This window comes from Nitrincola sp. A-D6 (genome assembly GCF_000764495.1).
In the GTDB taxonomy this organism is placed as follows: Bacteria; Pseudomonadota; Gammaproteobacteria; order Pseudomonadales; family Balneatricaceae; genus Nitrincola.
The window spans coordinates 1-25791 of the sequence record NZ_JRLB01000085.1 but is presented as its reverse complement, the minus strand read 5'-3'; the positions used below and the strand labels follow the sequence as shown (position 1 = coordinate 25791).

General features: G+C 49.4%; 16 protein-coding genes and 5 pseudogenes. 10 read left to right on the top strand and 11 right to left on the bottom strand.

The features are described 5' to 3' along the window. The first annotated feature begins 160 nt into the window (after positions 1–160). The 5 genes and pseudogenes from LH51_RS13645 to prpF all read left to right on the top strand — a co-directional run bounded on the left by LH51_RS13645 (position 161) and on the right by prpF (position 6916). Positions 161–873: pseudogene (locus tag LH51_RS13645) on the top strand (GntR family transcriptional regulator). Further along, positions 866–1792, top strand: coding sequence for a methylisocitrate lyase (prpB, locus tag LH51_RS13640; RefSeq protein WP_052063789.1), 927 nt, complete (start codon positions 866–868; stop codon positions 1790–1792). Before LH51_RS13645 ends, prpB begins: the two are co-directional and overlap by 8 nt. Beyond that, positions 1785–2915, top strand: a complete 1131-nt coding sequence (gene prpC / locus LH51_RS13635) for a bifunctional 2-methylcitrate synthase/citrate synthase (RefSeq protein WP_036523035.1) — start codon at positions 1785–1787, stop codon at positions 2913–2915. Before prpB ends, prpC begins: the two co-directional genes overlap by 8 nt. A gap of 74 nt (positions 2916–2989) precedes the next feature. Next, positions 2990–5574 (top strand): annotated as a pseudogene (gene acnD / locus LH51_RS13630) (Fe/S-dependent 2-methylisocitrate dehydratase AcnD). Between the two features lie 164 nt (positions 5575–5738). Then, a pseudogene (gene prpF / locus LH51_RS13625) lies at positions 5739–6916 on the top strand (2-methylaconitate cis-trans isomerase PrpF). 88 nt (positions 6917–7004) lie between these two features. Here prpF and LH51_RS13620 read toward each other — a convergent pair. Next, positions 7005–7202: a YgaP family membrane protein gene (locus tag LH51_RS13620; protein ID WP_442934842.1), complete on the bottom strand. Its 198-nt coding sequence runs from the start codon at positions 7200–7202 to the stop codon at positions 7005–7007. Between the two features lie 238 nt (positions 7203–7440). Between LH51_RS13620 and LH51_RS13615 the strand changes: the two genes are divergently transcribed. Next, positions 7441–8211 carry a ferredoxin--NADP reductase gene (locus tag LH51_RS13615; protein WP_036523034.1) on the top strand — a complete coding sequence of 257 codons (771 nt, stop codon included), beginning with the start codon at positions 7441–7443 and terminating at the stop codon, positions 8209–8211. Positions 8212–8294: 83 nt separating this feature from the next. Here LH51_RS13615 and LH51_RS13610 read toward each other — a convergent pair whose 3' ends face one another. The 4 genes from LH51_RS13610 to LH51_RS13595 form a co-directional block, all read right to left on the bottom strand. Then, positions 8295–10010, bottom strand: a complete 1716-nt coding sequence (locus tag LH51_RS13610; RefSeq protein WP_036523032.1) for a proline--tRNA ligase — start codon at positions 10008–10010, stop codon at positions 8295–8297. Between the two features lie 39 nt (positions 10011–10049). Beyond that, a complete protein-coding gene (locus tag LH51_RS13605) occupies positions 10050–10529 on the bottom strand; it encodes a DUF523 domain-containing protein (RefSeq protein WP_235263744.1) in 480 nt (159 codons plus the stop codon). 101 nt (positions 10530–10630) lie between these two features. Next, on the bottom strand, positions 10631–11260 hold the full coding sequence (locus tag LH51_RS13600) for a response regulator transcription factor (protein ID WP_036523029.1): 630 nt from the start codon (positions 11258–11260) through the stop codon (positions 10631–10633). After that, a complete protein-coding gene (locus tag LH51_RS13595; protein WP_036523027.1) occupies positions 11257–12771 on the bottom strand; it encodes a PAS domain-containing sensor histidine kinase in 1515 nt (504 codons plus the stop codon). Before LH51_RS13595 ends, LH51_RS13600 begins: the two co-directional genes overlap by 4 nt. A 120-nt stretch (positions 12772–12891) precedes the next feature. Here LH51_RS13595 and LH51_RS13590 point away from each other — a divergent pair. Continuing rightward, positions 12892–14531 (top strand): annotated as a pseudogene (locus LH51_RS13590) (acyl-CoA synthetase). A gap of 58 nt (positions 14532–14589) precedes the next feature. Here the strand turns inward: LH51_RS13590 and mscS are convergent. Then, positions 14590–15450: a small-conductance mechanosensitive channel MscS gene (gene mscS / locus LH51_RS13585; RefSeq protein ID WP_036523025.1), complete on the bottom strand. Its 861-nt coding sequence runs from the start codon at positions 15448–15450 to the stop codon at positions 14590–14592. A gap of 51 nt (positions 15451–15501) precedes the next feature. Then, positions 15502–16851, bottom strand: a pseudogene (gene gdhA, locus LH51_RS13580) (NADP-specific glutamate dehydrogenase). Positions 16852–17452: 601 nt separating this feature from the next. Here gdhA and nrdA point away from each other — a divergent pair. The 3 genes from nrdA to LH51_RS13565 all read left to right on the top strand — a co-directional run bounded on the left by nrdA (position 17453) and on the right by LH51_RS13565 (position 21179). Next, a complete protein-coding gene (gene nrdA, locus LH51_RS13575) occupies positions 17453–19717 on the top strand; it encodes a class 1a ribonucleoside-diphosphate reductase subunit alpha (protein WP_036523024.1) in 2265 nt (754 codons plus the stop codon). Positions 19718–19775: 58 nt separating this feature from the next. Further along, the gene (gene nrdB / locus LH51_RS13570; protein WP_036523022.1) at positions 19776–20906 is read left to right on the top strand and encodes a class Ia ribonucleoside-diphosphate reductase subunit beta; all 1131 of its coding nucleotides are present in this window, start codon (positions 19776–19778) and stop codon (positions 20904–20906) included. A 63-nt stretch (positions 20907–20969) separates the two neighbouring features. Beyond that, complete coding sequence (locus LH51_RS13565; RefSeq protein WP_327125169.1) at positions 20970–21179, top strand: 2Fe-2S iron-sulfur cluster-binding protein; 210 nt, start codon at positions 20970–20972, stop codon at positions 21177–21179. A 297-nt stretch (positions 21180–21476) separates the two neighbouring features. Here LH51_RS13565 and nth read toward each other — a convergent pair whose 3' ends face one another. From nth to LH51_RS13545, 4 genes are all read right to left on the bottom strand, one after another. Continuing rightward, entirely contained in the window at positions 21477–22109 is a 633-nt protein-coding gene (gene nth, locus LH51_RS13560; protein WP_036523020.1) for an endonuclease III, read from the bottom strand. Between the two features lie 10 nt (positions 22110–22119). Next, a complete protein-coding gene (locus LH51_RS13555) occupies positions 22120–23076 on the bottom strand; it encodes a GGDEF domain-containing protein (protein ID WP_036523018.1) in 957 nt (318 codons plus the stop codon). After that, positions 23073–24077, bottom strand: a complete 1005-nt coding sequence (locus LH51_RS13550; protein ID WP_052063788.1) for a response regulator — start codon at positions 24075–24077, stop codon at positions 23073–23075. The genes LH51_RS13555 and LH51_RS13550 overlap by 4 nt, the downstream gene beginning before the upstream one ends. A 148-nt stretch (positions 24078–24225) precedes the next feature. Further along, positions 24226–25707, bottom strand: a complete 1482-nt coding sequence (locus LH51_RS13545; protein ID WP_052063787.1) for a mechanosensitive ion channel domain-containing protein — start codon at positions 25705–25707, stop codon at positions 24226–24228. Positions 25708–25791 lie beyond the last annotated feature (84 nt).

Genomic DNA, 25791 nt, shown 5'->3' with positions numbered 1-25791 from the left:
GATTCGCAGGCTCAGCATTCGTCTGCATTCGATTAGACACAATAATCGGTATACTTTTGTCTAGTGTTGACATATTTAGCTAAAATCTCTGTTGACGCGGTGATTTAGCCTCGGTAAGGTTGCTTTAAATAAATATTGTCGACAATCTTCAAGGGTTACCATGTCAGACAAAAATAATATTCTGCCTCTCGAGCCTATTACCCGCACCCTGGCTGATCGGGTCTGTCAACAGATCGTCACTGCTATTGTCAAAGGTGAGCTTCCTGCAGGTTATAAAATCAGTGAGCCGGAACTGGCGCGGATGTACGGCATTAGCCGGGGACCTTTGCGCGAAGCGATTCGTCGACTGGAAGGGTTACGCCTGATTGAGCGCAAAGCGCATGTCGGTGCCCGGGTGGTCAAGCTGTCGGCGAATGAGCTGATTGAGATCTATCATGTCCGTGAGGCACTGGAAGGTATGGCCTGTCGCCTGGCGGCACAAAATATGACCGATGCGAGATTGCTTCGTTAAAGAGCCTGCTGGATCAGCATGAGCTGTCTGTGGAAGAAGAAGCCTGGAGCTCATACTTTCAGAAAGAGGGCGATCTCGATTTTCACTACCGCATTGTACAGGGCAGTAAAAATGCCAAGCTGTTAGAGCTGCTTGGCGCTGACCTGTACCACCTGGTACGTATGTACCGTTATCAGTTCAGTGTTTCCAGTTCAAGACCCAAACGGGCATTGAAGGAGCACCGTCAGATCATTGATGCAATTGATGCCCGTGATCCTGAGCTGGCTGAGTTGCTGATGCGTCGGCATATCAGTGCTGCGCGCCGCAATATTGAAAACAAACTGAACAAAGTGTCCGAAACTAAAGGGGAAAATAATGGCTAATTCACTGACTGCCGGTGCGCGTTTTCGTAAAGCACTGAAGGAAAACCAACCGCTGCAGATTGTCGGTACCATCAATGCTTACCATGCAATGATGGCAACACGCGTCGGTCACCAGGCAATTTACCTGTCAGGTGGTGGTGTTGCGAATGCCTCCTATGGTCTGCCTGATTTGGGCATGACCTCAATGAATGATGTACTGGAAGATGTGCGCCGTATTACCAGTGCTGTTGAAACGCCTTTACTGGTGGATATCGATACTGGCTGGGGTGGCGCTTTTAACATGGCCCGTACGGTTAAAGAGATGATTAAAGCCGGTGCCGCAGCCGTGCATCTGGAAGACCAGGTAGCGCAGAAGCGTTGTGGCCACCGTCCGAATAAGGAAATAGTTTCTCTGGCTGAAATGGTGGATCGCGTTAAAGCCGCTGTAGATGCGCGCACAGATGATGATTTTTTCATTATTGCCCGTACCGATGCCTTTCAGATGGAAGGACTGGAGCCTGCTGTTGAGCGCGCTCAGGCCTGTCTGGAAGCCGGTGCAGACGGTATTTTCGCCGAAGCGGTGCACACCCTGGAAGACTACAAAGCCTTCGCGAAAGGTATTAATGGTGCACACCTGCTGGCCAATATCACCGAATTTGGTGCTACGCCGCTGTTTAACAAACAGGAACTGGCTGAAAATGGTGCCTCCATGGTGCTTTACCCCTTGTCTGCCTTCCGTGCAGCCAACCAGGCGGCGTTAAATGTGTTTCAGCATCTGTTGGATGATGGCGATCAAAAAGCCGTTGTCGACACCATGCAGACGCGTATGGATTTGTACGATTTTCTTAACTATCACGATTTTGAACAGAAGCTGGATCAGTTGTTTGCCCAGGCAAAAACAAGTAAGCCGATTCAAACGAGGAGATATTTACATGGCTGAAGCTAAAAAGCTCACTGGTGCTGGTCTGCGTGGCCAGTCAGCAGGCACAACCGCTCTATGTACCGTGGGTCAATCCGGTTCGGGTCTGACTTACCGTGGTTATGATATTCACGAGCTGGCAGAAAAATCCACTTTTGAAGAAGTTGCTTATCTGTTGCTCAAAGGCAAACTGCCGAACCAGGCAGAGCTGGATGCGTATATCGCCAAGCTTAAAACCTTACGTGCACTGCCGGAAGCATTGAAAGTTGTACTGGAGCAGATTCCTAAAGACGCACATCCGATGGATGTGATGCGTACCGGTTGTTCCATGCTGGGTAACCTGGAAACTGAAGAAAGTTTTGATGAGCAGCAGGATGCTACGGATCGCTTACTGGCACTGTTTCCATCGATTATCTGTTACTGGTATCGCTTCACCCACGAGGGTGTACGTATCGATACAGTGACTGATGATAACTCCGTTGGTGGCCATTTCCTGCACTTGCTGCGTGGTGAAAAACCCAGTGAGCTGCATGCTCGGGTCATGAACGTATCGCTGATTCTCTATGCTGAGCATGAGTTTAATGCTTCGACCTTTACGGCGCGTGTGTGTGCATCCACCTTGTCTGACCTGCACAGTTGCATTACCGGTGCCATAGGTTCGCTGCGTGGTCCGTTACACGGCGGTGCCAATGAAGCGGCGATGGATATGATCGAAGACTGGACCTCTCCTGACGAAGCTGAAGCCGAAGTCATGGGCATGCTGGCGCGTAAAGACAAGATTATGGGCTTTGGCCATGCGGTCTACAGTACCTCTGATCCGCGCAATGGCATTATCAAACAGTGGTCTGAAAAACTGTCAAAAGATGTTGGTGATAGCGTGTTGTTCCCAGTATCTGAGCGTGTTGAAGCGGTGATGTGGCGTGAGAAGAAACTCTTCTGTAATGCCGACTTTTTCCATGCCAGCGCTTACCATTTTATGGGTATTCCGACTAAGCTGTTTACACCGATCTTTGTCTGCTCACGTCTGACAGGCTGGGCTGCGCATGTGTTCGAACAGCGTGCCAATAACCGTATTATTCGTCCAAGTGCCGACTATAACGGCCCTGCGCCACGTCCGGTTACACCGATTGAAGAACGCAACTGATCGCTGAGCGGGAGTGGCTCACGGCCACTCCCTGATTATGTTGTTGAATTCCCTGATATTAGAGAGCCCCTGCAATGAATACAGAATTCCGTAAGCCTTTGGCGGGCACTCAACTGGACTACTTCGACACCCGTGCGGCGGTCGATGCCATCCAGCCGGGTGCGTATGAAAAACTTCCCTATACGTCACGCGTATTAGCTGAGCAACTGGTACGTCGTTGTGAGCCTGAAGCCCTGACTGATTCACTCAAGCAGTTGATTGAGCGCAAGCAGGAACTGGATTTCCCCTGGTATCCCGCTCGTGTGGTCTGCCACGATATTCTTGGCCAGACAGCGCTGGTTGACCTGGCTGGCTTGCGTGATGCCATCGCCGAGAAGGGCGGTGATCCAGCCAAAGTGAATCCCGTCGTACCGACACAGCTGATTGTTGACCATTCTTTGTCCGTAGAATGTGGTGGTTTTGATCCGGATGCCTTTGAAAAGAACCGCGCTATCGAAGACCGTCGTAATGAAGACCGTTTTCATTTTATCGAGTGGACCAAAACTGCTTTCAAAAATGTCGATGTGATTCCAGCCGGTAACGGCATCATGCACCAGATCAATCTGGAGAAGATGTCACCGGTGATTCAGGCACGCGATGGCGTGGCTTTCCCGGATACCTGCGTAGGTACTGACTCGCATACTCCGCACGTCGATGCCCTGGGGGTTATTGCTGTGGGTGTTGGAGGTCTGGAAGCCGAAACCGTGATGTTGGGTCTGCCATCGATGATGCGTCTGCCTGATATTGTCGGTGTTGAGCTGGTAGGTAAACGCCAGCCGGGTATCACCGCGACTGATATCGTTCTGGCGCTGACTGAGTTTCTGCGTAAAGAGCGTGTTGTTGGTGCCTACCTGGAATTTTTCGGTGAGGGCGCTTCCAGTCTGACTATCGGTGATCGTGCGACCATCTCTAATATGACACCGGAATACGGTGCCTCTGCCGCGATGTTCTATATCGACGAGCAGACTATCGATTATCTTAAATTGACCGGACGTGAGCCTGAACAGGTTGAACTGGTAGAACACTATGCCAAAGTGACTGGTTTGTGGGCGGATAGCCTGAAAGATGTAGCCTATGAACGCCTACTGAAATTTGATCTGTCCAGCGTGGTGCGTACCATGGCGGGTCCTTCCAATCCGCATGCACGTGTCTCCACCAGTGATCTGGCAGCCAAAGGGATTGCCGGTCAGTGGGACGAGGTTGAGGGTGAAATGCCGGATGGCGCAGTAATCATTGCGGCAATTACCAGCTGTACCAATACCTCTAACCCACGCAACGTAGTGGCTGCAGGCTTGTTGGCGAAAAAAGCCAACGAGCTGGGTCTGATTCGTAAGCCCTGGGTTAAGTCTTCATTTGCACCGGGTTCCAAGGTAGCCAAGCTTTATCTGGAAGAAGCCGGTCTGCTGAATGAGCTGGAGAAGCTTGGCTTTGGTATCGTGGCTTATGCCTGCACCACCTGTAACGGCATGTCCGGCGCCCTGGATCCAAAAATCCAGCAGGAAATCATCGACCGTGATCTGTATGCCACGGCGGTGCTATCAGGAAACCGTAACTTTGATGGGCGTATCCATCCTTATGCCAAGCAGGCTTTCCTGGCCTCACCACCGTTGGTAGTGGCTTATGCGATTGCCGGTACTATCCGCTTTGATATTGAAAAAGATGTCCTGGGCACCGATAAAAACGGTAATCCTGTTACATTGAAAGATATCTGGCCGTCTGATGAAGAGATCGATGCACTGGTTAAAACCAGCGTTAAGCCAGAGCAGTTCAAGCAGATCTACATCCCGATGTTTGATCTGGACCGTGGCGAAGAAGCCAAGAGCCACTGTATGACTGGCGCCCTATGTCTACTTACATACGTCGCCCTCCCTACTGGGAAGGGGCTTTGGCCGGTGAGCGTACAATGAAGGGCATGCGTCCGCTGGCGGTGCTGCCTGACAATATCACCACCGATCATTTGTCACCTTCCAATGCCATCATGATGGACAGTGCTGCGGGTGAATACCTGCACAAGATGGGCGTACCGGAGGAAGATTTCAATTCCTATGCTACACACCGTGGTGACCATCTGACAGCACAGCGTGCCACCTTCGCCAATCCCAAGCTGATTAACGAAATGGCTGTTGTGGACGGGCAGGTCAAGCAGGGTTCACTGGCGCGTGTCGAGCCTGAAGGCAAGGTTATGCGCATGTGGGAAGCGATTGAGACCTACATGGAACGCAAGCAGCCACTGATTATTGTGGCGGGTGCTGACTATGGTCAGGGTTCTTCCCGTGATTGGGCAGCTAAAGGCGTACGTTTGGCCGGTGTGGAAGTGATTGCAGCGGAAGGCTTTGAGCGTATCCACCGTACCAACCTGATCGGCATGGGTGTATTGCCACTGCAGTTTGAAGAAGGGACGACCCGCAAAACGCTGAACATCGATGGTACTGAAACCTATGATGTTGAAGGTGAACTGAAAGCACGTGGCAGCATGACCCTGGTCATCAACCGTAAGAATGGTGAACAGGTTAAAGTACCGATGGTATGCCGTCTGGATACTGAAGCTGAGCTCGGTGTTTATCATGCCGGCGGTGTATTGCAGCGTTTCGCCCAGGACTTCCTGGAAGAAACTGCATAATTTAATTCTATAGGGGGGAGCGGGTCTTATCTGGTTGGACCGTCTGTTGCCATGGATGGCAACAGTGAGCCCCCATGGACGGGTTTATGGCGTGTCCAAACAGATAAGCCCCGATCCCGACTTGCACTGAATATTTGGTGCAGTTACTTTTTAAGGAGCCATGTATGTCGAGTGTTCCTCAGATTAAAATCCCCGCCACCTATATGCGTGGTGGGACGTCCAAGGGTGTGTTTTTCAGCCTGAAGGAGCTGCCGGAGGCCGCGCAGGTTCCGGGTGAAGCGCGCGATAACATGCTGTTGCGGGTGATCGGTAGTCCTGATCCCTATGGTCAGCAGATAGATGGCATGGGCGGCGCGACGTCAAGTACCTCTAAAACCGTTATTCTGGCCAAAAGCGAACAGCCGGATCATGATGTCGATTATCTGTTCGGTCAGGTGGCGATCAATAAGGCGTTTGTTGACTGGTCTGGCAACTGCGGCAACCTCACCGCCGCTGTGGGTGCCTTTGCCATCAGCAAGGGCCTGGTTGATGCTTCGCGTATTCCTGACAATGGCATTTGCACCGTACGCATTTGGCAGAAAAACATCGGCAAGACCATTATTGCGCATGTACCGATCACTAATGGCGAGGTTCAGGAAACCGGTGACTTCGAACTGGATGGGGTGACTTTTCCGGCGGCTGAAGTAGTGATCGAGTTTATGGACCTGCTGATGGTGAAGGCTCTATGTTTCCTACCGGAAACCTGATCGATGAGCTGGAGGTGCCTGGTATTGGTACCTTCAAAGCGACCATGATCAATGCCGGTATCCCGACTATTTTTGTCAATGCGGCTGATATCGGTTATCTGGGTACCGAACTGCAGAAAGACATTAACTCGGATGCCGATGCGCTGGCGAAGTTTGAAACTATGCGTGCTTATGGCGCCGTGAAGATGGGGCTGATCAAGGATATTTCTGAAGCAGTTGCGCGTCAGCACACGCCGAAGATTGCCTTTGTCGCTCCGGCAACTGACTACCAGGCTTCCAGTGGCAAACAGATTGCCGCCAGTGATATAGATGTCTGTGTACGGGCATTGTCGATGGGCAAACTGCATCATGCCATGATGGGTACCGCTTCAGTGGCCATTGCTACGGCGGCGGCGGTAACCGGTACGTTGGTGAATCTGGCGGCTGGTGGCTGCGAGCGTGATGCCGTGACCTTTGGTCACCCATCCGGCACCCTGCGTGTTGGTGCGGCAGCGTCATTGGTTGACGGCGAGTGGACAGCCACTAAAGCAGTGATGAGCCGCAGTGCGCGTGTACTGATGGAAGGTTGGGTCAGGATTCCTGGCGATACTTTCTGATTAAACGAAAATTTGTTGTGCCCTGAGTGAGAATCCACGAGAACCCTTCAGGCTCTCGTGGCTTTTTGAGCCCGATGCTATATCGGGCTTATTTTTTGATGTTACAGGTATTGATGCCAAACAAGCTGTAAGCCGGGCAACGTCCAGCCAATCCGGTAATCAGTGGCACTATGCCAATCCAGGTCCAGGGCGTGCCTATACTCATCACGGCCAATACGAGCAACAGGATACCTACAGCAATTCGAGCAATTTTATCGATGCTGCCTACATTCACTTTCAGATCCATAACTACCTCCGTTTATCGCTGTGATTCAGAATATATACGTTTGTTTACTGTATATTAGACTATTCTTAATAGAAATGATTCAGCGTTACTATTTTTGGCAAAAGTGTTACTGAATAGTTTTAAAATGTCTTCATATATCGATTAGTGCTAAAAAAATTATAAATAATTCTTTTATATTATATGCTAACTCACGTTACACTGCTGGCATTGTTAACTTGCATCTGACAGGAAGCAGAGAATGTCGAATCTTCAGAAAGAAACGGTGTTGGAAGTACAGCACTGGAATGAGAAGCTGTTCAGCTTTAAGACCACTCGTGATCAAGGCTTCCGCTTCAAAAATGGCCATTTCACCATGATTGGTCTGGAAGTTGAGGGTAAGCCGTTATTGCGTGCTTACAGTATTGCCAGTGCTAATTATGAAGAAAACCTGGAATTTTTCAGTATCAAAGTACCGGATGGGCCATTAACGTCACGTTTGCAGCAGATACAGCCAGGTGATCAGATTTATATCAGCCGCAAGCCTACAGGCACGTTGCTGACCGACTTTTTGTTACCGGGTAAGCATCTGTACCTCTTGTCTACAGGTACCGGTCTGGCACCCTTTATGAGCATTATTAAAGACCCGGAAGTCTATGAGCAGTTCGATAAGGTAATTCTGGTACATGGCGTACGTTATGTGTCGGAATTGGCGTATCAGTCCGAAATTCAGGAACAGTTGCCTTCCAATGAATTCTTCGGCGATATGATTAGTGAACGACTACTGTATTACCCCACTGTGACCCGTGAGCCTTATGTGAATCAGGGGCGTATTACTAATCTGATGCTGGATGGCACGCTGTTTAGTGATTTGGGATTACCACAACCTAATCTTGATGATGATCGCTTTATGATTTGTGGCAGCCCGGAAATGCTTAAAGACCTTACTCAGGTGCTGGATAACTGGGGATTCAGTGAAACCCGTAAAGGTGTACATGGCGAGTATGTCATTGAGCGTGCGTTTGTAGATTAAGCACAGCTATTTTGGTAGCACATAAAAAAACCGGCAGGTGTTAACACTTGCCGGTTTTTTTGATTATTAGCTGAGGTTGTGGCTCAGCTCAGTTGTTGCTGCAGAAACTGCAAGGCATCATCAGCAGAAATATCACGGGACTCTGCATCACGGCGGTGCTTATATTCCAGGGTGCCCGCGTTTAATCCACGTTCTGATATAACCAGGCGGTGTGGAATACCGATCAGCTCCATGTCAGCAAACTTGACCCCCGGACGCTCCTTGCGGTCATCCAGAAATACGTCAATACCTTTGGATGTCAGGGCAGCGTAGAGTGCATCAGACTTTTCCCGTACCAATTCTGACTTGTCATAGTTTAAGGGTACCAGTGCAACGGTGAAGGGTGCCAATGCTTCTGGCCAGATGATACCGTTGCTGTCATGGTTCTGCTCAATGGCAGAGGCGACGACCCGGGTAACACCGATACCATAACAGCCCATTTCCATTACTACGGCCTTGCCGTTTTCATCAAGCACAGTGGCATTCATGGCGGTAGAGTAGCTGTTACCCAACTGGAAAACATGACCCACTTCAATGCCGCGTTTGATTTCCAGTTTACCTTGACCGCAGGGACTGGGATCACCGGCCACCACATTGCGTATATCGGCAACTTGCGGGGTAGGCAGGTCGCGCTCCCAGTTAATACCGAAATAGTGCTTGTCTTCGATATTGGCACCAGCGCCAAAGTCCGCCATAACGGCTACTGTGCGATCAATAATGCAGGGAATAGGGAGGTTTATCGGTCCTAATGAGCCAGGACCTGCACCAATTACAGCACGAATTTCTTCTTCAGTTGCCATGCGCAGTGGCAGGGCAACCTCTGGCAGTTTTTCAGCTTTGATTTCGTTGAGTTCGTGATCACCACGGATCAGCAGGGCGATAAAGTCCGCTTCACACTCGTCACTGGCAGCGACAATCAGGGTTTTGATGGTCTTCTCGATAGGAAGCTTAAAGCCTTCTACCAGTGCCGCAATGGTTTTGGTGTTGGGCGTATCTACCAGTCGCATAGCTTCAGCTGGTGCTGGACGAGGTGAGGCAGGAGCCAGAGCCTCAGCTTTTTCGATATTGGCCGCATAACTACCGGTATCGGAGAAGGCGATATCGTCTTCGCCGGAATCGGCCAGCACATGAAATTCATGCGATGAGTTACCGCCGATTGAGCCGTTATCTGCTAGAACCGGGCGATAGTTCAGCCCCAGGCGGTCAAAAATACGACTGTAGGCGTTGTACATTATTTCGTAGGTTTGTTCCAGAGACTCGCGACTGGTGTGGAAGGAGTAGGCATCTTTCATGATGAATTCACGCGAACGCATCACACCGAAGCGAGGACGTATTTCATCACGAAACTTGGTCTGAATTTGGTAGAAGTTGGCGGGCAGCTGTTTATAGCTGCGTATTTCACGCCGAATAAAATCAGTGATAACTTCTTCGTGAGTGGGGCCTACGCAAAAATCACGGCCATGACGATCCTGGATGCGCAGCAATTCAGGACCGTACTTTTCCCAGCGTCCGGATTCCTGCCAGAGCTCGGCGGGCTGTACGGCGGGCATCAGCACCTCCAGTGCGCCTGCCGCATCCATCTCTTCTCTGACAATACGCTCTACTTTACGCAGCGTGCGTAACCCCAAAGGTAGCCATGTATACAGACCGGAAGCCAGTTTGCGGATCATGCCGGCCCGCAGCATCAGTTGGTGGCTGATGACTTCGGCATCAGAGGGCGTTTCTTTCAGGGTAGAGATTAGGTATTGACTGGCGCGCATAGGGGAGCTGTTCCGTAGTTGTCGAAAATAGCCCCCATTTTAGGCCGCTTCGCTCTGCTCTTCAACAAAGCGGATCAGATCTTCGAGCTGATGTTCATTAAATACCGGAATGCCGTTACGAATCAGTTCATCAGCCGCAACACCAGGTGCATAAGTCAGGTTACCTGAAAAGCTGCCATCATAAATCTGATTGTTGCCGCAGGAGGGGCTGCGTGACTTCATTAACGCACAGCAGACCTGCTGCTGTTTGGCTATTTTCAGTGTTGCTTCTGCACCAGCGAGAAATTCCGGCGTAACATCATCGCCATCACGCGTGGTAATCAAAATGGGGAAGCGACATTGAGTTTCTGCGGGAGGCCGGGGGGTAGGTAGTCCACCAAGGGATTCAGGACAGACCATGACTAATCGGCCCTGCTGTTTCCAGCGCTTGAGTACAGGGTGATCCAGCAGGTTATCCCGTCCGTCATAGCGCACTTTCGCGCCCATTAAACAGGCGCTAATCAGAATTTTATCCATCATTCATTTCCTGATTTGTTTTTTATAGTTATTCTATTTTATCAGCGGTATTTTACCGTTTGATGACCCGCTGTACCAGTGACCAGGCAGCAAAAATAAACACACTATTGATGAGGGTCAAGTAGCGCCTGGGGGAGTTGGTTGCCCATATTGACCAGCACTGGCAGGCTGGCTGCCTGCATTTTTGCCATTACGCGTGCACGATGCACTTCGACGGTTTTTGGACTAATGCCCAGTTTGTCGGCGACTTCACGGTTAGACTGCCCTTGAATCACCAGTGCCATCACTTCACGTTCTCTTTGGCTTAGACTGTCAAAACGCTTTTTTAGTTGGGTGGTTTCATGGTGTGCCTTGAAGCGACTTTCAGCTTCGAGCAGTGCTTTGCTGACCAGGCTCAGTAAGCGACGATCATCGAAGGGTTTCTCAATGAAGTCGAGTGCTCCGGCTTTAATGGCATTCACTGCCATAGGAATATCCCCGTGACCACTGATCAGAATTATGGGTAGTTGAATATCGCGCTCTTGCAGCATTTGCTGCAGCGCCAAGCCATTAATGCCCGGCATGCGTACATCCAGCAGCAGGCAACCTTGCTCCCCTTGGTAAACGTCCAGGAATTCGGTTGCTGATGCTGAGCTGACGACATTATATCCAGCGGAGCTGAGTAACCACTGCATGGAGTCGCGGAAGTCGTTATCGTCATCAACAAGAAATACTTTGTTATTATCGGTCTTCATTGTGTGTTTCTCAAAGGTAACTTGAAATGGAAGCAACTGCCGTTTTTTCCGTCACTTTCAGCCCATAGCTGACCACCATGGCTTTCTATCAGTGAACGGGAAATCGACAGTCCCATACCCAGACCACTTACTTTACTGGTCATGAAAGGTTCAAACAACTGTGCCATCATGTCTGGTTTAATACCGCTGGCCTGATCACATACGCTAATTTGAATGGCATGAGGGATGGCTTGAGTGATCAGGGTAATATCAGCCACATCAGTTTTGACGGTACTATAGGCTTCAATGGCATTGCGTAACAGGTTTAGTAGCACCTGTTCCACTTGTACCCGGTCACCGTAAACAACCGGGTTACTCTCATCCAGCTCAAACAGAAAACGTATCTGCTGATCTCTGGCATCCTGGTGCAGAAACTCTGTGACTTCTGTGCAGCATTCATTGATTCTAAATGGACAGGACTGCACTTCAGTGCGTTGGACAAATCGGCGGATTCTACGAATGATTTCAGCAGCGCGATGAGCTTGGCGCGATATCAGTTCCAGTGCACGTTGAGTTTGTGTTGCTGTCTGGAGCTGCTGCTCTTCAATTTGTCGTAGTGTCCCGTTGCTGTAATTCAGTATCGTTGCCAGCGGCTGGTTAATTTCATGAGCCAGTTCGGTCGCCATTTCACCTACTGAAAGCAGTCGTGACATGTGAGCCATCTCATTTTGATGGCGCTTGTATTGCTGTTCCGCCTGCTTTCTGGCAGTAACATCACGCCCAATCAGTGTGTAGTAGTCAACCAGAGTGCGGTCATTGCGATCCCTGTGCGCAATAATTTCACGTAACTCAGCTACGCGCAGACTAGCATCCGGAAGTGCCATAGGGATGGCACCATGCCAGTTACCCTTGACCGCCGCGACCTGTAACGCTGTGAGAACTGCATCCTGGTATTGTCTGTCAGTAAATAGCTGTTTCAGCTGCTGACGAGCGGGCGAGCCGGTTGTATTCAGTGTGCGCTGTGCCGCTTCATTTAAGTAGGTAAAGGTTTGCGAGTTGTGTTGGCAGAACAAAATCATATCTGACGAAGCTTCGACAACCTTTGCCAGGCGTCGGGTAGCCTGCTGTGCGAGTTCTCGTTCGGTTACATCCCTGGAGACACAGATTACTTCAAGCGGGTTGCCCTGTTCATCGCGAATGGTGCGGCTGGTGGTTTCAAACCAGATGTAATGACCGAGTTTATGGCGATAGCGGTAAGTGTTAGTGTAAAGGCCATCACGGTAACTCACATTGCCGCTGCGGTTTTTTAGATTGTCAGCATCTTGCGGGTGAAACAGGGCATAGCCAGAGGTGCCGATAACCTCTTCAGCCTTGTATCCTAATAGCGGTTCAATCGCCGGATTGACATCAATGAAGACCCATTCCGGCGTCGCACTATGGCGTGAAATGAGGTCTGTCGACTGCTCTGCCAGCAGCCGGTAACGATCGGCCTCTTTCTGACTGCGCCGCAGGGCCTCGTGTAAATCTATCATGCGATTATTTTCCTTATTGTCTGGCGCACGAATTGTTTCTCTTTGTCTTAAGTCGGCTTGTGAAATAAGGGAAAATACGTATTATTGCACAAAACGACAGGGACATAACCGGAGAATAACATGACTAAGTCAAATCATAATCCCTATACCTTGGGTTTAGACCAGAACCCAGCTAACTTCACACCCCTTAGCCCATTAAGCTTTATATCCCGTGCAGCTGATGTGTTTCCTGAGCGCACGGCGGTAATCCATGCGGGGGTTCGGCGTAATTGGCGAGAGACTTTTCAGCGCTGCCGTAAACTTGCCAGTGCGCTGGTCAAGCAGGGTATAGGCAAAGGTGACACCGTTGCTGTCATGGCACCTAATTTGCCAGAGGTGTTTGAAGCTCACTTCGGTGTGCCCGTAACAGGTGCTGTGCTGAATGCGCTCAATATTCGTCTGGATGCCGAGGCTATTGCGTTTATTCTCCAGCATGGAGAAGCCAAGGTGGTCATTACTGACCGAGAGTTTTCTGAAGTGATTCAGCGTGCTGTGCGGATGATGGCACACAAACCGCTGGTCATAGATATTGATGATCCCTCCTATGAAGGCGGGGAGCTTATCGGTGAGATGGATTATGAGGCTTTTATCGCCCAGGGTGATGATGATTTCCCCTGGGTGCTGCCGGAAAATGAATGGGACGCCATTACCCTCAACTATACCTCCGGCACCACCGGTGATCCTAAAGGGGTGGTTTATCATCACCGCGGGGCTTACCTGAATGCCATGAGTAATGCGCTGTCCTGGGATATGGGGCACCACCCCGTATATCTGTGGACGCTACCCATGTTCATTGCAATGGTTGGTGTTTCCCCTGGACGATTGCGGCCACAGTGGGCGTGAGCGTGTGTTTGCGTCATGTGCGTGCCGATAGCATTTATGCATTGATTAAATCTGAAAAAGTGAACCATTTCTGTGGTGCGCCAATTGTATTGAATATGCTGAATAATGCCGCTGATGAGATGAAAGCGGGTATTAACCATGAAGTGAAGGTGATGACTGCCGGTGCTGCGCCACCAGCCAGCGTGATCGAAGGGATGGAGCAGATGGGCTTCAAAGTCACTCATGTGTATGGCCTGACTGAAACCTACGGGCCGAGTGTGGTGTGTGCCTGGCACGATGAGTGGGATGAAAAGAATGCCACTGAAAAAGCTCGCTTGAAATCTCGTCAGGGTGTACGTGCCCCAATGCTGGAAGGCCTGATGGTCGCCAACCCGGAAACTATGGTGCCAGTGGCTCAGGATGGTAAAACACTGGGTGAAATATTCATGCGCGGTAACCTGGTGATGAAAGGCTACCTGAAAAATCCGACAACAACCGATGCCTCATTTAAAGGCGGGTGGTTCCATTCAGGTGATCTGGCTGTATGGCATGCGGATGGTTATATCGAGATCAAGGATCGCTCCAAGGATATTATCATCTCCGGCGGCGAGAATATTTCCTCGATTGAAGTTGAGGATGTGCTGTACCGTCATCCGGGCGTTATGGAGGCGGCTGTAGTGGCTATGAGCGATGACAAGTGGGGCGAAGTACCCTGTGCTTTTGTGACGCTTAAAACGGCTGCTGTGGGTGAGGTGAGCGAAGCCGGTATTATTGAATTCTGCCGCGATAATATGGCGCGCTTCAAAGTGCCCAAGAAAATCATCTTCTGTGATCTGCCGAAAACCTCTACAGGTAAAATCCAGAAATTTGTGCTCAGGGATCAGGCCAATCAGGGGTGAACTCCGGTGCGGGCATTTACAGGATAAGCTGTAAGTGCCCGCGTGTTTAGCGGCTAAATCAGGCTTTTTCTTCGCGGATCAGATGTATATCCATCTGTGGATATGGGATATCGATACCATTATTGTCCAGTTCATTCTTGATTTTTTCCAGCAGATCCCAGCGAACAGTCCAGTAGTCCGCACTGTTGACCCAGGGGCGTACAATCAAATCGACTGAAGATGCTCCCAGCTCATTGACTGATATGTTACAGGCAGGGTCTTTAAGGATGCGCTCATCGGCGTCAACGATATTTTGCAGTATCTGCTTAGTTTGTTTCAGGTCCGCCGTGTAGGCAACACCAATCACCAGATCAACTCGGCGTTGCGGTTCTTGTGAATAGTTAACAATATTGCCACTCAGAATATTGGAGTTGGGTACCACAATAACGCGGTTATCCGGCGTTTTCATCATGGTGGTGAAGATTTGTACAGACTCTACAGTGCCCGCTGTTCCCCCCGCTTCAATATAGTCACCCGCTTTGAAAGGACGGAAACCTATCAGCAGAACCCCTGCAGCAAAGTTAGACAGTGCACCTTGCATGGCCAGACCAATAGCCAAACCTGCGGCACCGACTATCGCAACAAAGGAGGCTGTTTGTACACCCACTCGCCCAAGCGCGGCAATAATCACAAAGGCCAACAGACCATACTTGATCAGGCTGGTGACAAAATTGGCAATAGTAGGATCAACTCTGCGCTTCTTGAGCACCCGATTTAATGAGTTGGTGGCGAACTTTATCACCATCGAACCTATCAGAATAATCAGCAGAGCTGCTGTCAGATTAACAGCATAACTGATAATCAACTCTTGATTGTTGGTGATCCAGCCAGTCACATCATTACCCAGTTGCGCTGTATTACGCAGTAGGTTCTCGTCCATTATTCCGCTCCTTCATTACAAATGAAATTTTATTCTATCAATGATGCCAAATTAAACCAGACCCTGATCAATCATGGCATCGGCAACTTTTCTGAAACCGGCAATATTGGCACCCAGAACCAGGTTAGTTGGCTGATTGAACTCTCTGGCCGTATCACTGCTGCGCTGATAGATGCCACACATTATGTCTTTGAGGCGGTTATCTACTTCTTCAAACGTCCATTGGGTCATGCTGGCGTTTTGCGCCATTTCCAGCTGCTGGTGGCAACACCACCTGCATTGGCGGCTTTGCCTGGTCCGTAACAGATTCCAGCTTCAAGGAATTGATCTACCGCTGCTGCAGTTGACGGCATGTTCGCGCCTTCACTGATACAATAAACGCCTTGTTCAAGGAGTATTTTGGCATCCGCAGCGGTTAATTCATTCTGTGTCGCGCTAGGGAAAGCGGCTTGTGCTTTGAAACGCCATACCGCATGTCCATCTGCCGGGTAATCACTGACAGGGATATATTTAGCACCGGAATGGCTCTCCAGATAGGCTTCCAGTGAACTGCGTCTGACTTCCTTAAGCTCTTTTAGCAGGTTCAGATCAATGCCCTGTTCGTGATAAATCGTACCCTGAGAGTCGGAGCAGGTGACTGGTAATGCACCCAATTGGTAAAGTTTTTCAATAGTGTAAATAGCGACATTACCGGCCCCTGATACCAGGCAGGTTTTATTCTTCAGACTGTCATTACGGTCTTGCAGCATGTTTTCGGCAAAATACACAGCGCCATAGCCGGTGGCCTCTTTGCGTGCTAATGAGCCGCCCCAGTTTAGTCCCTTGCCTGTCAGTACGCCTTCGTAAGAGCGTGTCAGGCGTTTGTACTGACCATACATATAACCTATTTCACGTGCGCCCACACCGATATCACCGGCTGGCACATCAATGGTTGCGCCGATATGGCGGTGCAGTTCAGTCATGAATGCCTGGCAGAAACGCATAACCTCCATGTCCGAGCGACCTTTGGGGTTGAAGTCAGATCCCCCTTTACCCCCACCAATCGGCAGGCCGGTCAGTGCATTTTAAAAATCTGCTCGAAACCCAGAAACTTGATAATGCCGGCGTTAACACTGTGATGGAAGCGCAGACCACCTTTATATGGACCCAGGGCGGAGTTGAACTGAATCCGGTAACCCTTGTTGACCTGGACGCGTCCTGATCGTCATGCCAGACAACACGGAACATAATCTGCCGCTCGGGTTCTACCAGACGTTCAACAATGCCTTGCTCGCGATAGTGCTTGTCTTTGTCCAGTAGTGGACGAATTGAGTCCAGCACTTCTTCAGCTGCCTGATAAAACTCTGTCTGGGCAGGGCTGCTTTTTTGTAGTCGGAGCAGAGTGTCATGAACATAGGGCATCATAGGTTTCCTTTCAGGGTCTGTATATGTCTAAAATGGCGCATATTATACGTCTAATGCACATATTTAGGGATTATTCATATGCTCAATATCTGTTGTTTTCGCGTTTTTACGCTTTGTTATTAATTAACTTTTTGATATATATGATATAATTCTATTTATGCTGCTGGTGCTGTATGTGCACCATATAGGTGCGCAAATTATTCATGTGCACCAAATTATTTCTATGTGAACTGCGGCGCCCCGGTATTTTGAGTTATTCCTATACTGTTTTCAGGTGATATGTCAGCAAGCTGCGTCTGGTCAATGTTCTGGCAAGATAAGCGTTGTTAAAATGAAAAAAAATCACGTCATATTTTGTTCAGAAAAACTTCATAATTACATTGATTGAAAGTCAGTGTTTATCCCTTCTGTAGCGGGTTTCGGCAGGGGTGTTACACCTGTTTAGAGTCAAAATCAAGAGTTGAATTTTTTAAAAAATATCTATATTTGGTGTCAACTTGAGATGTGTACACTATATATTGTGTTTTCAGGCTAAAAAGTGACCAGCTGTTTCGGGCTGGTTACCCCATGAATATTTGATATACGGAAGAGCGGTGTTATGCAGAAAAATCTGATGGTAACCAAGCGGGATGGACGTCGGGAACCTATTGATCTGGAGAAGATTCACCGGGTCATCATCTGGGCTGCGGAAGGGCTTCAAAATGTATCCGTTTCTCAGGTTGAGCTGAGTGCACACATCCAGTTCTATGATGGTATCAAAACTGCAGATATTCACGAAACTCTGATCAAATCGGCTGCCGACTTGATTTCAGAAGAAGCACCAGACTATCAATATCTTGCCGCTCGCCTGGCTATCTTTCATCTACGTAAACGTGCGTTCGGTTGTTTTGAAGCGCCGGATCTTTACACGCATGTAAGTCAGTTAGTGGATGCACAGCGTTACGATAAACACCTCATTGAAGACTACACCCAGGCCGAATTTGATGAGTTGAATGCATACATCGACCATAGCCGCGATATGAACTTCAGCTACGCGGCTGTTAAACAGTTGGAAGGTAAGTATCTGGTTCAGAATCGGGTAACCGGGAAGGTGTATGAGTCTCCACAGATTCTGTATATGCTGGTTTCGGCATGCCTGTTCAGCCGTTACCCACAAGAAACTCGTCTAAGTTATGTCAAGCGCTTTTATGATGCGACCTCTTTATTCAAGCTGTCACTGCCTACGCCGATTATGGCGGGTGTGCGCACACCGACTCGTCAGTTTAGTTCCTGTGTTTTGATTGAAACCGATGACAGTCTGGATTCCATTAATGCTACAGCCGGTGCGATTGTTAAATATGTTTCTCAGCGTGCTGGCATAGGGATTAACGCAGGCCGTATCCGTGCCATCGGCAGCCCGATCCGCAATGGTGAAGCCTTCCATACCGGCTGCATTCCTTTTTATAAGCATTTTCAGACGGCGGTTAAATCCTGTTCGCAGGGTGGTGTTCGTGGCGGTGCCGCAACCCTGTTTTATCCGATCTGGCATCTGGAGGTTGAGTCCCTGTTGGTGCTGAAGAACAATCGGGGTGTGGAAGAGAACCGTGTGCGCCATATCGACTATGGCGTGCAGATCAACAAGCTCATGTACCAGCGTCTGATCAAGGGTGAAAATATTACCCTGTTTAGTCCGCATGAAGTACCCGGTTTGTATGAGGCTTTCTTTGCCGATCAGGATGAGTTTGAACGTCTGTATGTGATGTATGAACAGCAGCCTGACATTCGTAAACAGACAATTAAAGCGGTTGAGTTGTTTGGTCTGCTGGCAGCTGAACGTGCTTCCACCGGCCGTATCTATATTCAGAACGTCGATCACTGTAATACCCATAGCCCATTTGATCCGGCTGTAGCACCTGTGCGTCAGTCTAATCTCTGTCTGGAGATTGCACTGCCAACCAAGCCGCTACAGGATGTGAATGATCCGGAAGGCGAGATTGCGCTCTGCACCCTGTCAGCCTTCAATCTGGGTGCGCTGGCATCCCTGGATGAATTGGAAGATCTGGCTGACTTGATTGTTCGCGCCCTGGATAACCTGCTGGACTATCAGGACTATCCGATTCCAGCCGCTTATAATGCCACTGAAAACCGCCGTACCCTGGGTGTGGGCGTAACTAACCTGGCCTATTATCTGGCAAAAAATGGCGTGCGTTATTCCGATGGTTCGGCAAATGGTTTGGTTCACCGTACCTTTGAAGCTATTCAATACTTCTTGCTTAAAGCTTCAAACCAACTGGCAAAAGAGATGGGCGCGTGTCCTAAATTCAATGAAACCACTTATGCTAAAGGGTTGTTGCCCATTGATACCTACAAGCGTGATATCGATAGTTTCTGCGAAGAGCCGCTGCATTACTTCTGGGAAACCTTGCGTGAAGATATCCGTGAATTTGGGTTGCGTAACTCTACACTGACGGCACTGATGCCCTGTGAAACCTCGTCACAGATCACTAATTCCACCAATGGCATTGAGCCACCACGTGGTTTCGTATCAGTTAAATCCAGCAAAGACGGGATCATGAAGCAGGTAGTTCCGGAGTATCTGGAATTACGCGATCAATACGAATTGCTCTGGGATATACCCAATAATGAAGGCTATCTGCAGTTAGTGGGTATTATGCAGAAGTTCGTCGACCAGGCGATTTCAGCCAATACCAACTATGACCCAACCCGTTTCCCCGGTGACAAGGTGCCGATGAAGCAGTTGATGAAAGATTTGCTGACTGCCTATAAATATGGCCTGAAAACACTCTATTACCATAACACCCGTGATGGGGCGTCAGACCAGCAGGATGATGCGGGTTGCGAAGGGGGTGCCTGCAAGCTGTAAAGCCCAGGCCCATCTTTAGTAATACTTGAGTCTCACACAAGGAGCAAGAGCAAGGGTTATGTCATATTCAACATTCAGTACCAGTGATCACGATGCCACACTTGAGCCGATGTTTTTCGGACGCAGTGTCAATGTTGCTCGTTATGACAGACAGAAGTACCCGATTTTCGAAAAACTGATCGAAAAGCAGTTGTCTTTTTTCTGGCGTCCGGAAGAGGTTGACCTGACCAAGGATCGTAAAGATTTTTCAGATATGCCAGAGCATGAAAAGCATATATTTCTGAGCAATCTTAAGTACCAGACACTACTGGACTCAGTGCAAGGCCGCTCTCCCAATATCGCTTTCCTGCCGGTAGTCTCGTTACCGGAGCTGGAAACCTGGTTTGAAACCTGGGCCTTCAGTGAAACCATTCACAGCCGCTCTTACACGCATATTATCCGTAATATCATCACTGAGCCCTCGGTGGTGTTTGATGAGATAGTGACCAATCCGGAAATTGTGCGTCGGGCCGAATCAGTCACGCGTCTGTATGATGAGTTTATCGAGCTGGTGACGGTCTATAGCCTCTATGGTCCGGGCGTTAAGGAAGTAGATGGCCGTACACTGGATGCCAGTCTGTACAATCTGAAAAAGAAACTCTATCTGACACTGGTGTCGGTGAACGTACTGGAGGCCATTCGCTTCTATGTTAGTTTTGCCTGCTCCTTTGCCTTTGCTGAACGCGCCATTATGGAAGGCAATGCCAAGATTATTCGTCTGATTGCCCGTGATGAAGCCTTGCACCTGACGGGTACGCAACAGATGCTGAATATTTTGGCTTCGGGTCGTGATGATCCTGATTTCAAAAAAATAGCCATTGAGTGTCGTCAGGAGGTAATCGCTATTTTCCAGGAAGCGGCTCAGCAGGAAAAAGACTGGGCAGTCTATCTATTCAGTCAGGGCTCCATGATTGGTCTGAATGCGCGTATTTTGAGTGATTACGTTGAGTACATCACCAATGTCAGGATACGTGCTTTGGGTCTTGAGGATATCTTTCCTGCACGGCAGAATCCTTTGCCCTGGATGAATGCCTGGCTGATCAGTGACAATGTACAGGTGGCACCTCAGGAGTCGGAGATCAGCTCTTATCTGGTTGGTCAGATCGATAATGATGTGGAAACCGAAGACTTTGATGGCTTTGATCTCTGAGGAACACTATGGCTGGTATTCCGCGAATCAAGGTTAATAACTTTCATACCTTTTATTATCAGTATGAGTTCTCCCTGTTGGATGCGTTGGAAGCGCAGCAGATTCCAGCCCCCTACAATTGCCGGGGGGGGCTACTGTGGTACCTGTAAGGTCAGGCTGCTGGATGGCCAGGTAGAGCCCGTACAGGACGCTCTGGTTGATTTGAAAGAGGATGAGATACTGACTTGCTGCTGTCGCCCGACATCACATATTGAAATAGAGCTGCCGGATTAACTTGCAGCTCTGTTTTTACCTCCCTTCTGCACTGAAAGTACATAAAAAACAAGCCTTATTTTTAAGTTTTGCACATGCGAAAAGGCTTGACACAAATTGATTGATCCAGATCAAAAGAAATTCAACACCATCCCTATTGACTATCCTAACGTATTGATATTAATAGAATATATTTGATCTGGCTGTTTTTGTATCAATTCGCTGAAAGCCCCATGCTGCGCCGAGTTGCGCTATTCATCCAAAAACTAATCACAGATTTATCCACAGATAATGTGAGTAACCTGTGCCTGTATATAACTACTCAGTTTTATCTTTGAATTCACACAGATCTTCAATTGCGCAAGCGCTGCAGCGTGGTTTTCGGGCAGTACAGATATAGCGTCCGTGCAAAATCAGCCAGTGATGTGCATCCAGTAAAAATTCAGCGGGTATAAAGCGCATAAGGCGTTGCTCAACGTCCAGCACAGTTTTGCCTTTGGCGATCCCTGTGCGGTTAGAAACACGAAAAATATGCGTATCTACCGCCATTACCGGTTGGCCGAATGCGGTGTTCAAAACCACATTCGCTGTTTTACGCCCGACACCTGGAAGTTTTTCCAGTGCTTCACGTGTTTGTGGCACCTCACCCTGATGCTCACTCAGTAACAGGGCGCAGGTTTTGATCACATTTTCAGCCTTGGTGTTAAACAGGCCGATGGTGCGGATATAGTCTTTGACACCTGCCACACCCAGCTGCAGAAGTGTTTCAGGTGTATTAGCGATAGGAAACAGCTTGCGGGTAGCCTTATTAACACTAACATCCGTAGCCTGCGCTGATAGCATCACGGCAATCAGCAGTTCAAATGGCGTTTGGTATTCCAATTCTGTGCGGGGCTCAGGATTCTGCTCGCGTAATCGCGAAAATATCTGGTAACGTTTGTCAGCATTCATGGGTTGGTTATCACAGGGTCACAAATTGGTTACGGCCTCTTGCCTTGGCTTGATAGAGGGATTGATCGGCCTTCTCCAGCCAGCTCTGATAATCAGTAAAGCTGTTATCGGCAGCCGCAATACCTAAACTGATAGTGACCATCAGTTGCTCACCCTCGTAAGGAATGGGTTGGGTTTCTACCATGTAGCGAAGGCGGTCGGCCAGAATTTCGGCATTAGCGGCTGGCGTATTCAGCAGGAGTATGCCGAACTCTTCACCACCATAACGTCCGGCAATATCGGTGGTGCGGATCATTTGGCGGATAATGTCTGCCAGTTGACGAATAACGGCATCGCCAGCCAGATGGCCCTGGGTGTCATTCACCTGCTTAAAGTGATCGATATCCAGCAAGATCAATGAAGTGGGCTGTTGGGTTCGGACAAAACGGTCAAACTCCTGTTGCAGGCACGACTCCCAATAGCCCCGATTGTTTAAGCCAGTTAAATGGTCTGTACGACTGAGTTTGCCTAACTCCTGATTGGCACTCTCCAGTGCCTGGCGGCTTACAGCCTCATCAGTAACATCGTATATGATCAGACCTATCTGTCGGATTTTTCCGTCCGGGGAGGTCAGTGGAATCAGGGTAATATTCTGGTACATCCAGCGTGCTGATCCGGTAATTGGACGATAACTCTTGAAACGAAATAACCAGGGGCGCTCTTCCCAGGTCATAAAAGCCGGGTTGTGTAATGTTAGCACGCTGTTCAGCTTACGCTTGAACCACAGGGTATCCAGTTCAGGAAATAAATGGAACAAAGGCTGTCCATGCACCCGGCTACTGGGGAGTCCGGAATGATTCACCATAAAGTTATTCCATAACGCAATGTTGAAATCACTGTCGAGTACCAGTAGTCCAACATCGAGGTTATCCAGCAAACTCATCTGCCAGTGCAGGGTATGCAGTTCTGTTGGGCGCGACTCATTCATTTCAGCAGCTCCAGGCGCTCTGTTAACGCAGGCAAAGAGTCTTGCGTAAATAGCATCAGCAGGTCACAGTGAGTTGTATCATCACCGATCTGATAGTCGATCTCAATACACAGCAGCTGCTCAGTCGCAGCAGGGCTGTGCTCAAGCCTAAAGGGTTCAGAATGAAACCCAAGAACATGTGGCGTCCCCCGACTGAGTGACAGGTCCAGGAGTTTACTGAAATTGGAAAGGAACGCGCCGGTCAGTACGTTAGCGATATCCATCAGCACGGCCCGTTCAGTGGTTTCAGTTAGCTCGCCTTGGTAATGCAATAGATTAGCCAGCTCAATAATTGAGGTATCTTGAAATATAAGCAGAGCTTCACCCGCTATACCTGGAGCGCAGAAGCCTTGACAGACGGTCGTGGCGGGTTGATTACCTGTGGCGTTCTTGAGAGCACTGGCCAGATCTGTGGTGCTGATACGATCAACACGGGGAACAGGCAGGTGAATAAAGCGTTTCAGTATGTCTGCCAGCTGGCTGGCGGTGCGGCCCATAGCGATATTGGCTACTTCCTGTACCGAGTCAGTAAGGCTGTCAGGTATATGTAGTGGTTCGCCGACGGGTGTATCTGAATTGCCAGGTTCCAGCTCATCAATCAGTCCGTACTCTTTCAGAGAGCTCGCCAGTAGCTCTGCACTGATAGGCTTGGCAATAAATCCAAGTGCTCCCAGTGCCATAACCCGCTTGCGGGCATTCTGTTGTACATCACCTGATACAACCACGGTCAGGCAGGGCAAATCATCGCGCCGGATACGCTCGAGTACCTCATAACCATCCATAATCGGCATGGTCAGGTCAAGAAACAGCAGGTGCCCCTTGCCCTGACGTATCGCTTCAAGCGCTTTGAGACCATGCTCAGCAAAGGTAATATCAACATTCCAGTGCTTCAGGGCACGACCCATTTGGTTTCTGGCGAGCTGGGAGTCATCGCAGATAACGACAGGGATGGGCTGTGACACAGGGGATGCTCCGGTTCTGAGTGTATAAAATTTAACCGACTGATGTTAAACAAAAAAAAGCTAATATGCAATGTAATATGACCCGGTGCTGCAGCGACTAAGGTATAACACGCTAGCGGCTACAGCACCTCACTGACAGCGATTTGAGTTAAACCTCATCAAAATCAGTACCGCTTTGCGGGTTCGAGCGGGCTTCATCCGGTTGCTGCTCCAGACCCTTTTCAGCGTTGCGAGATGCTTGGGTACTGACCAGATTGAGTGGTACTGGTGGTGCGGAGCCATCCTTGTTTTGACCGAAGTACAGGGTCATATGCGGGAAAGGTATCTCTATACCGGCTGCATCCAGATGGCGTTTCACTAAGCGGTTATAGGCGCGACCGACTGACCATTGAGAGCCTGGCAGGGTTTTGATGCGTACACGAATATTAACCGCGCTGTCCGCCAGTGCGGAGACACCCTGAACTTCCAGTTCATCCATAACATCCTTGCTTTGTTCTGGATCACTCATCAGTTCATCGAAGGCGGTACGCAGATGTGTTGTGACTTCATCGGTATCTTCGCGATAGGCTACCCCATAATCACCGACATGGTAGCCATAGCCACGCATATAGTTGGATACAGTGGTAATGGAAGAGAAGGGAATCAAGTGGTAGGTACCAAAGCGGTCACGTAGCCCTAATGAACGAATGGTAAGGTTTTCTGCCGTACCGGTAATGTTATCGGCGGTGACCACGTCACCCGTGTTAATGGCATTTTCCAACTGTATAAAAATGCCGGTGATAACATCCTTTACCAGAGTCTGGGCACCAAAGCCGATGGCCAGGCCTACGACCCCGGCACCGGCAATCAGCGGACCGATATTCAGCCCAAGTTCTGCCAGAGAGATCATGACCGTGAACACGATCAGGGCGATCATAACGGCGTTACTTAACAGTTTTAGCAGGGTTTGCTGACGGGCACTGGCAATTCCGCGACCTGTAGGACTTAACTTATGCTCAACCCAACTGGCAAATGCGATCCAGGTTAGTTTGGCAATCAGCAGGATAATGACCACTGTCAGGACTGTGCCTAATACACGGCTGCCGCTTTCCGAACTCAGCCAGGCGGTAAAGTTAAACAGTGACCAGGCGTCCAGTACAAAAGCGAACACCACCAGCATAATAACCAGGCGTACTATCTTCAAGGATGTGGGGATGAACTCATTCAAGCGGGCTTGTAATGCCGGGAAGCGGGCTTTCAACTCATCAGGAACCTGTACCTGACGGGATATAACCTGCGTCAGCAGTGCCGAGATAAACAGACCCACCACAATAGCCAGCAGGGTTTGCATACTGGCTTGCAGCATCACCGGTAGTGCATCTTCGGGACGTATGGCGGTAACCAGTAACAAGCCGGCAAAATAGGCGATTGCCAGCAGGTGCCAGCTGCGCGACAGCATATTTAAAATAATCTTGGTAAAGGCAAAATCCGAATTTTCTGCCTGTTCACTGATACTCTCAGCGACACGCTTTTTGTTCTGCAGGATGATCGCCAGGGCATAAGCGAAAGCGGTCAGCATGACCAGCAGGCTGACAAGGTGGCCAAGTGCCGGTGCCACATAAAAATTCACCACGGGTACCAATAGCAGCATCCCGTAACCGATAAAGCTGCTGATTTTGGCTATCCAGCATTCCAGTAGGCGGCGGTCTCAGCACAGAAGGGTAATAGCCGTAAG

Coding starts and splice junctions, on each gene's coding strand:
- prpB (WP_052063789.1), top strand. CDS start 866: ATGGCTAATTCACTGACTGCCGGTGCGCGTTTTCGTAAAGCACTGAAG.
- prpC (WP_036523035.1), top strand. CDS start 1,785: ATGGCTGAAGCTAAAAAGCTCACTGGTGCTGGTCTGCGTGGCCAGTCA.
- LH51_RS13620 (WP_442934842.1), bottom strand. CDS start 7,202: ATGGATCTGAAAGTGAATGTAGGCAGCATCGATAAAATTGCTCGAATT.
- LH51_RS13615 (WP_036523034.1), top strand. CDS start 7,441: ATGTCGAATCTTCAGAAAGAAACGGTGTTGGAAGTACAGCACTGGAAT.
- LH51_RS13610 (WP_036523032.1), bottom strand. CDS start 10,010: ATGCGCGCCAGTCAATACCTAATCTCTACCCTGAAAGAAACGCCCTCT.
- LH51_RS13605 (WP_235263744.1), bottom strand. CDS start 10,529: ATGATGGATAAAATTCTGATTAGCGCCTGTTTAATGGGCGCGAAAGTG.
- LH51_RS13600 (WP_036523029.1), bottom strand. CDS start 11,260: ATGAAGACCGATAATAACAAAGTATTTCTTGTTGATGACGATAACGAC.
- LH51_RS13595 (WP_036523027.1), bottom strand. CDS start 12,771: ATGATAGATTTACACGAGGCCCTGCGGCGCAGTCAGAAAGAGGCCGAT.
- mscS (WP_036523025.1), bottom strand. CDS start 15,450: ATGGACGAGAACCTACTGCGTAATACAGCGCAACTGGGTAATGATGTG.
- nrdA (WP_036523024.1), top strand. CDS start 17,453: ATGCAGAAAAATCTGATGGTAACCAAGCGGGATGGACGTCGGGAACCT.
- nrdB (WP_036523022.1), top strand. CDS start 19,776: ATGTCATATTCAACATTCAGTACCAGTGATCACGATGCCACACTTGAG.
- LH51_RS13565 (WP_327125169.1), top strand. CDS start 20,970: ATGAGTTCTCCCTGTTGGATGCGTTGGAAGCGCAGCAGATTCCAGCCC.
- nth (WP_036523020.1), bottom strand. CDS start 22,109: ATGAATGCTGACAAACGTTACCAGATATTTTCGCGATTACGCGAGCAG.
- LH51_RS13555 (WP_036523018.1), bottom strand. CDS start 23,076: ATGAATGAGTCGCGCCCAACAGAACTGCATACCCTGCACTGGCAGATG.
- LH51_RS13545 (WP_052063787.1), bottom strand. CDS start 25,707: ATGCTGCTATTGGTACCCGTGGTGAATTTTTATGTGGCACCGGCACTT.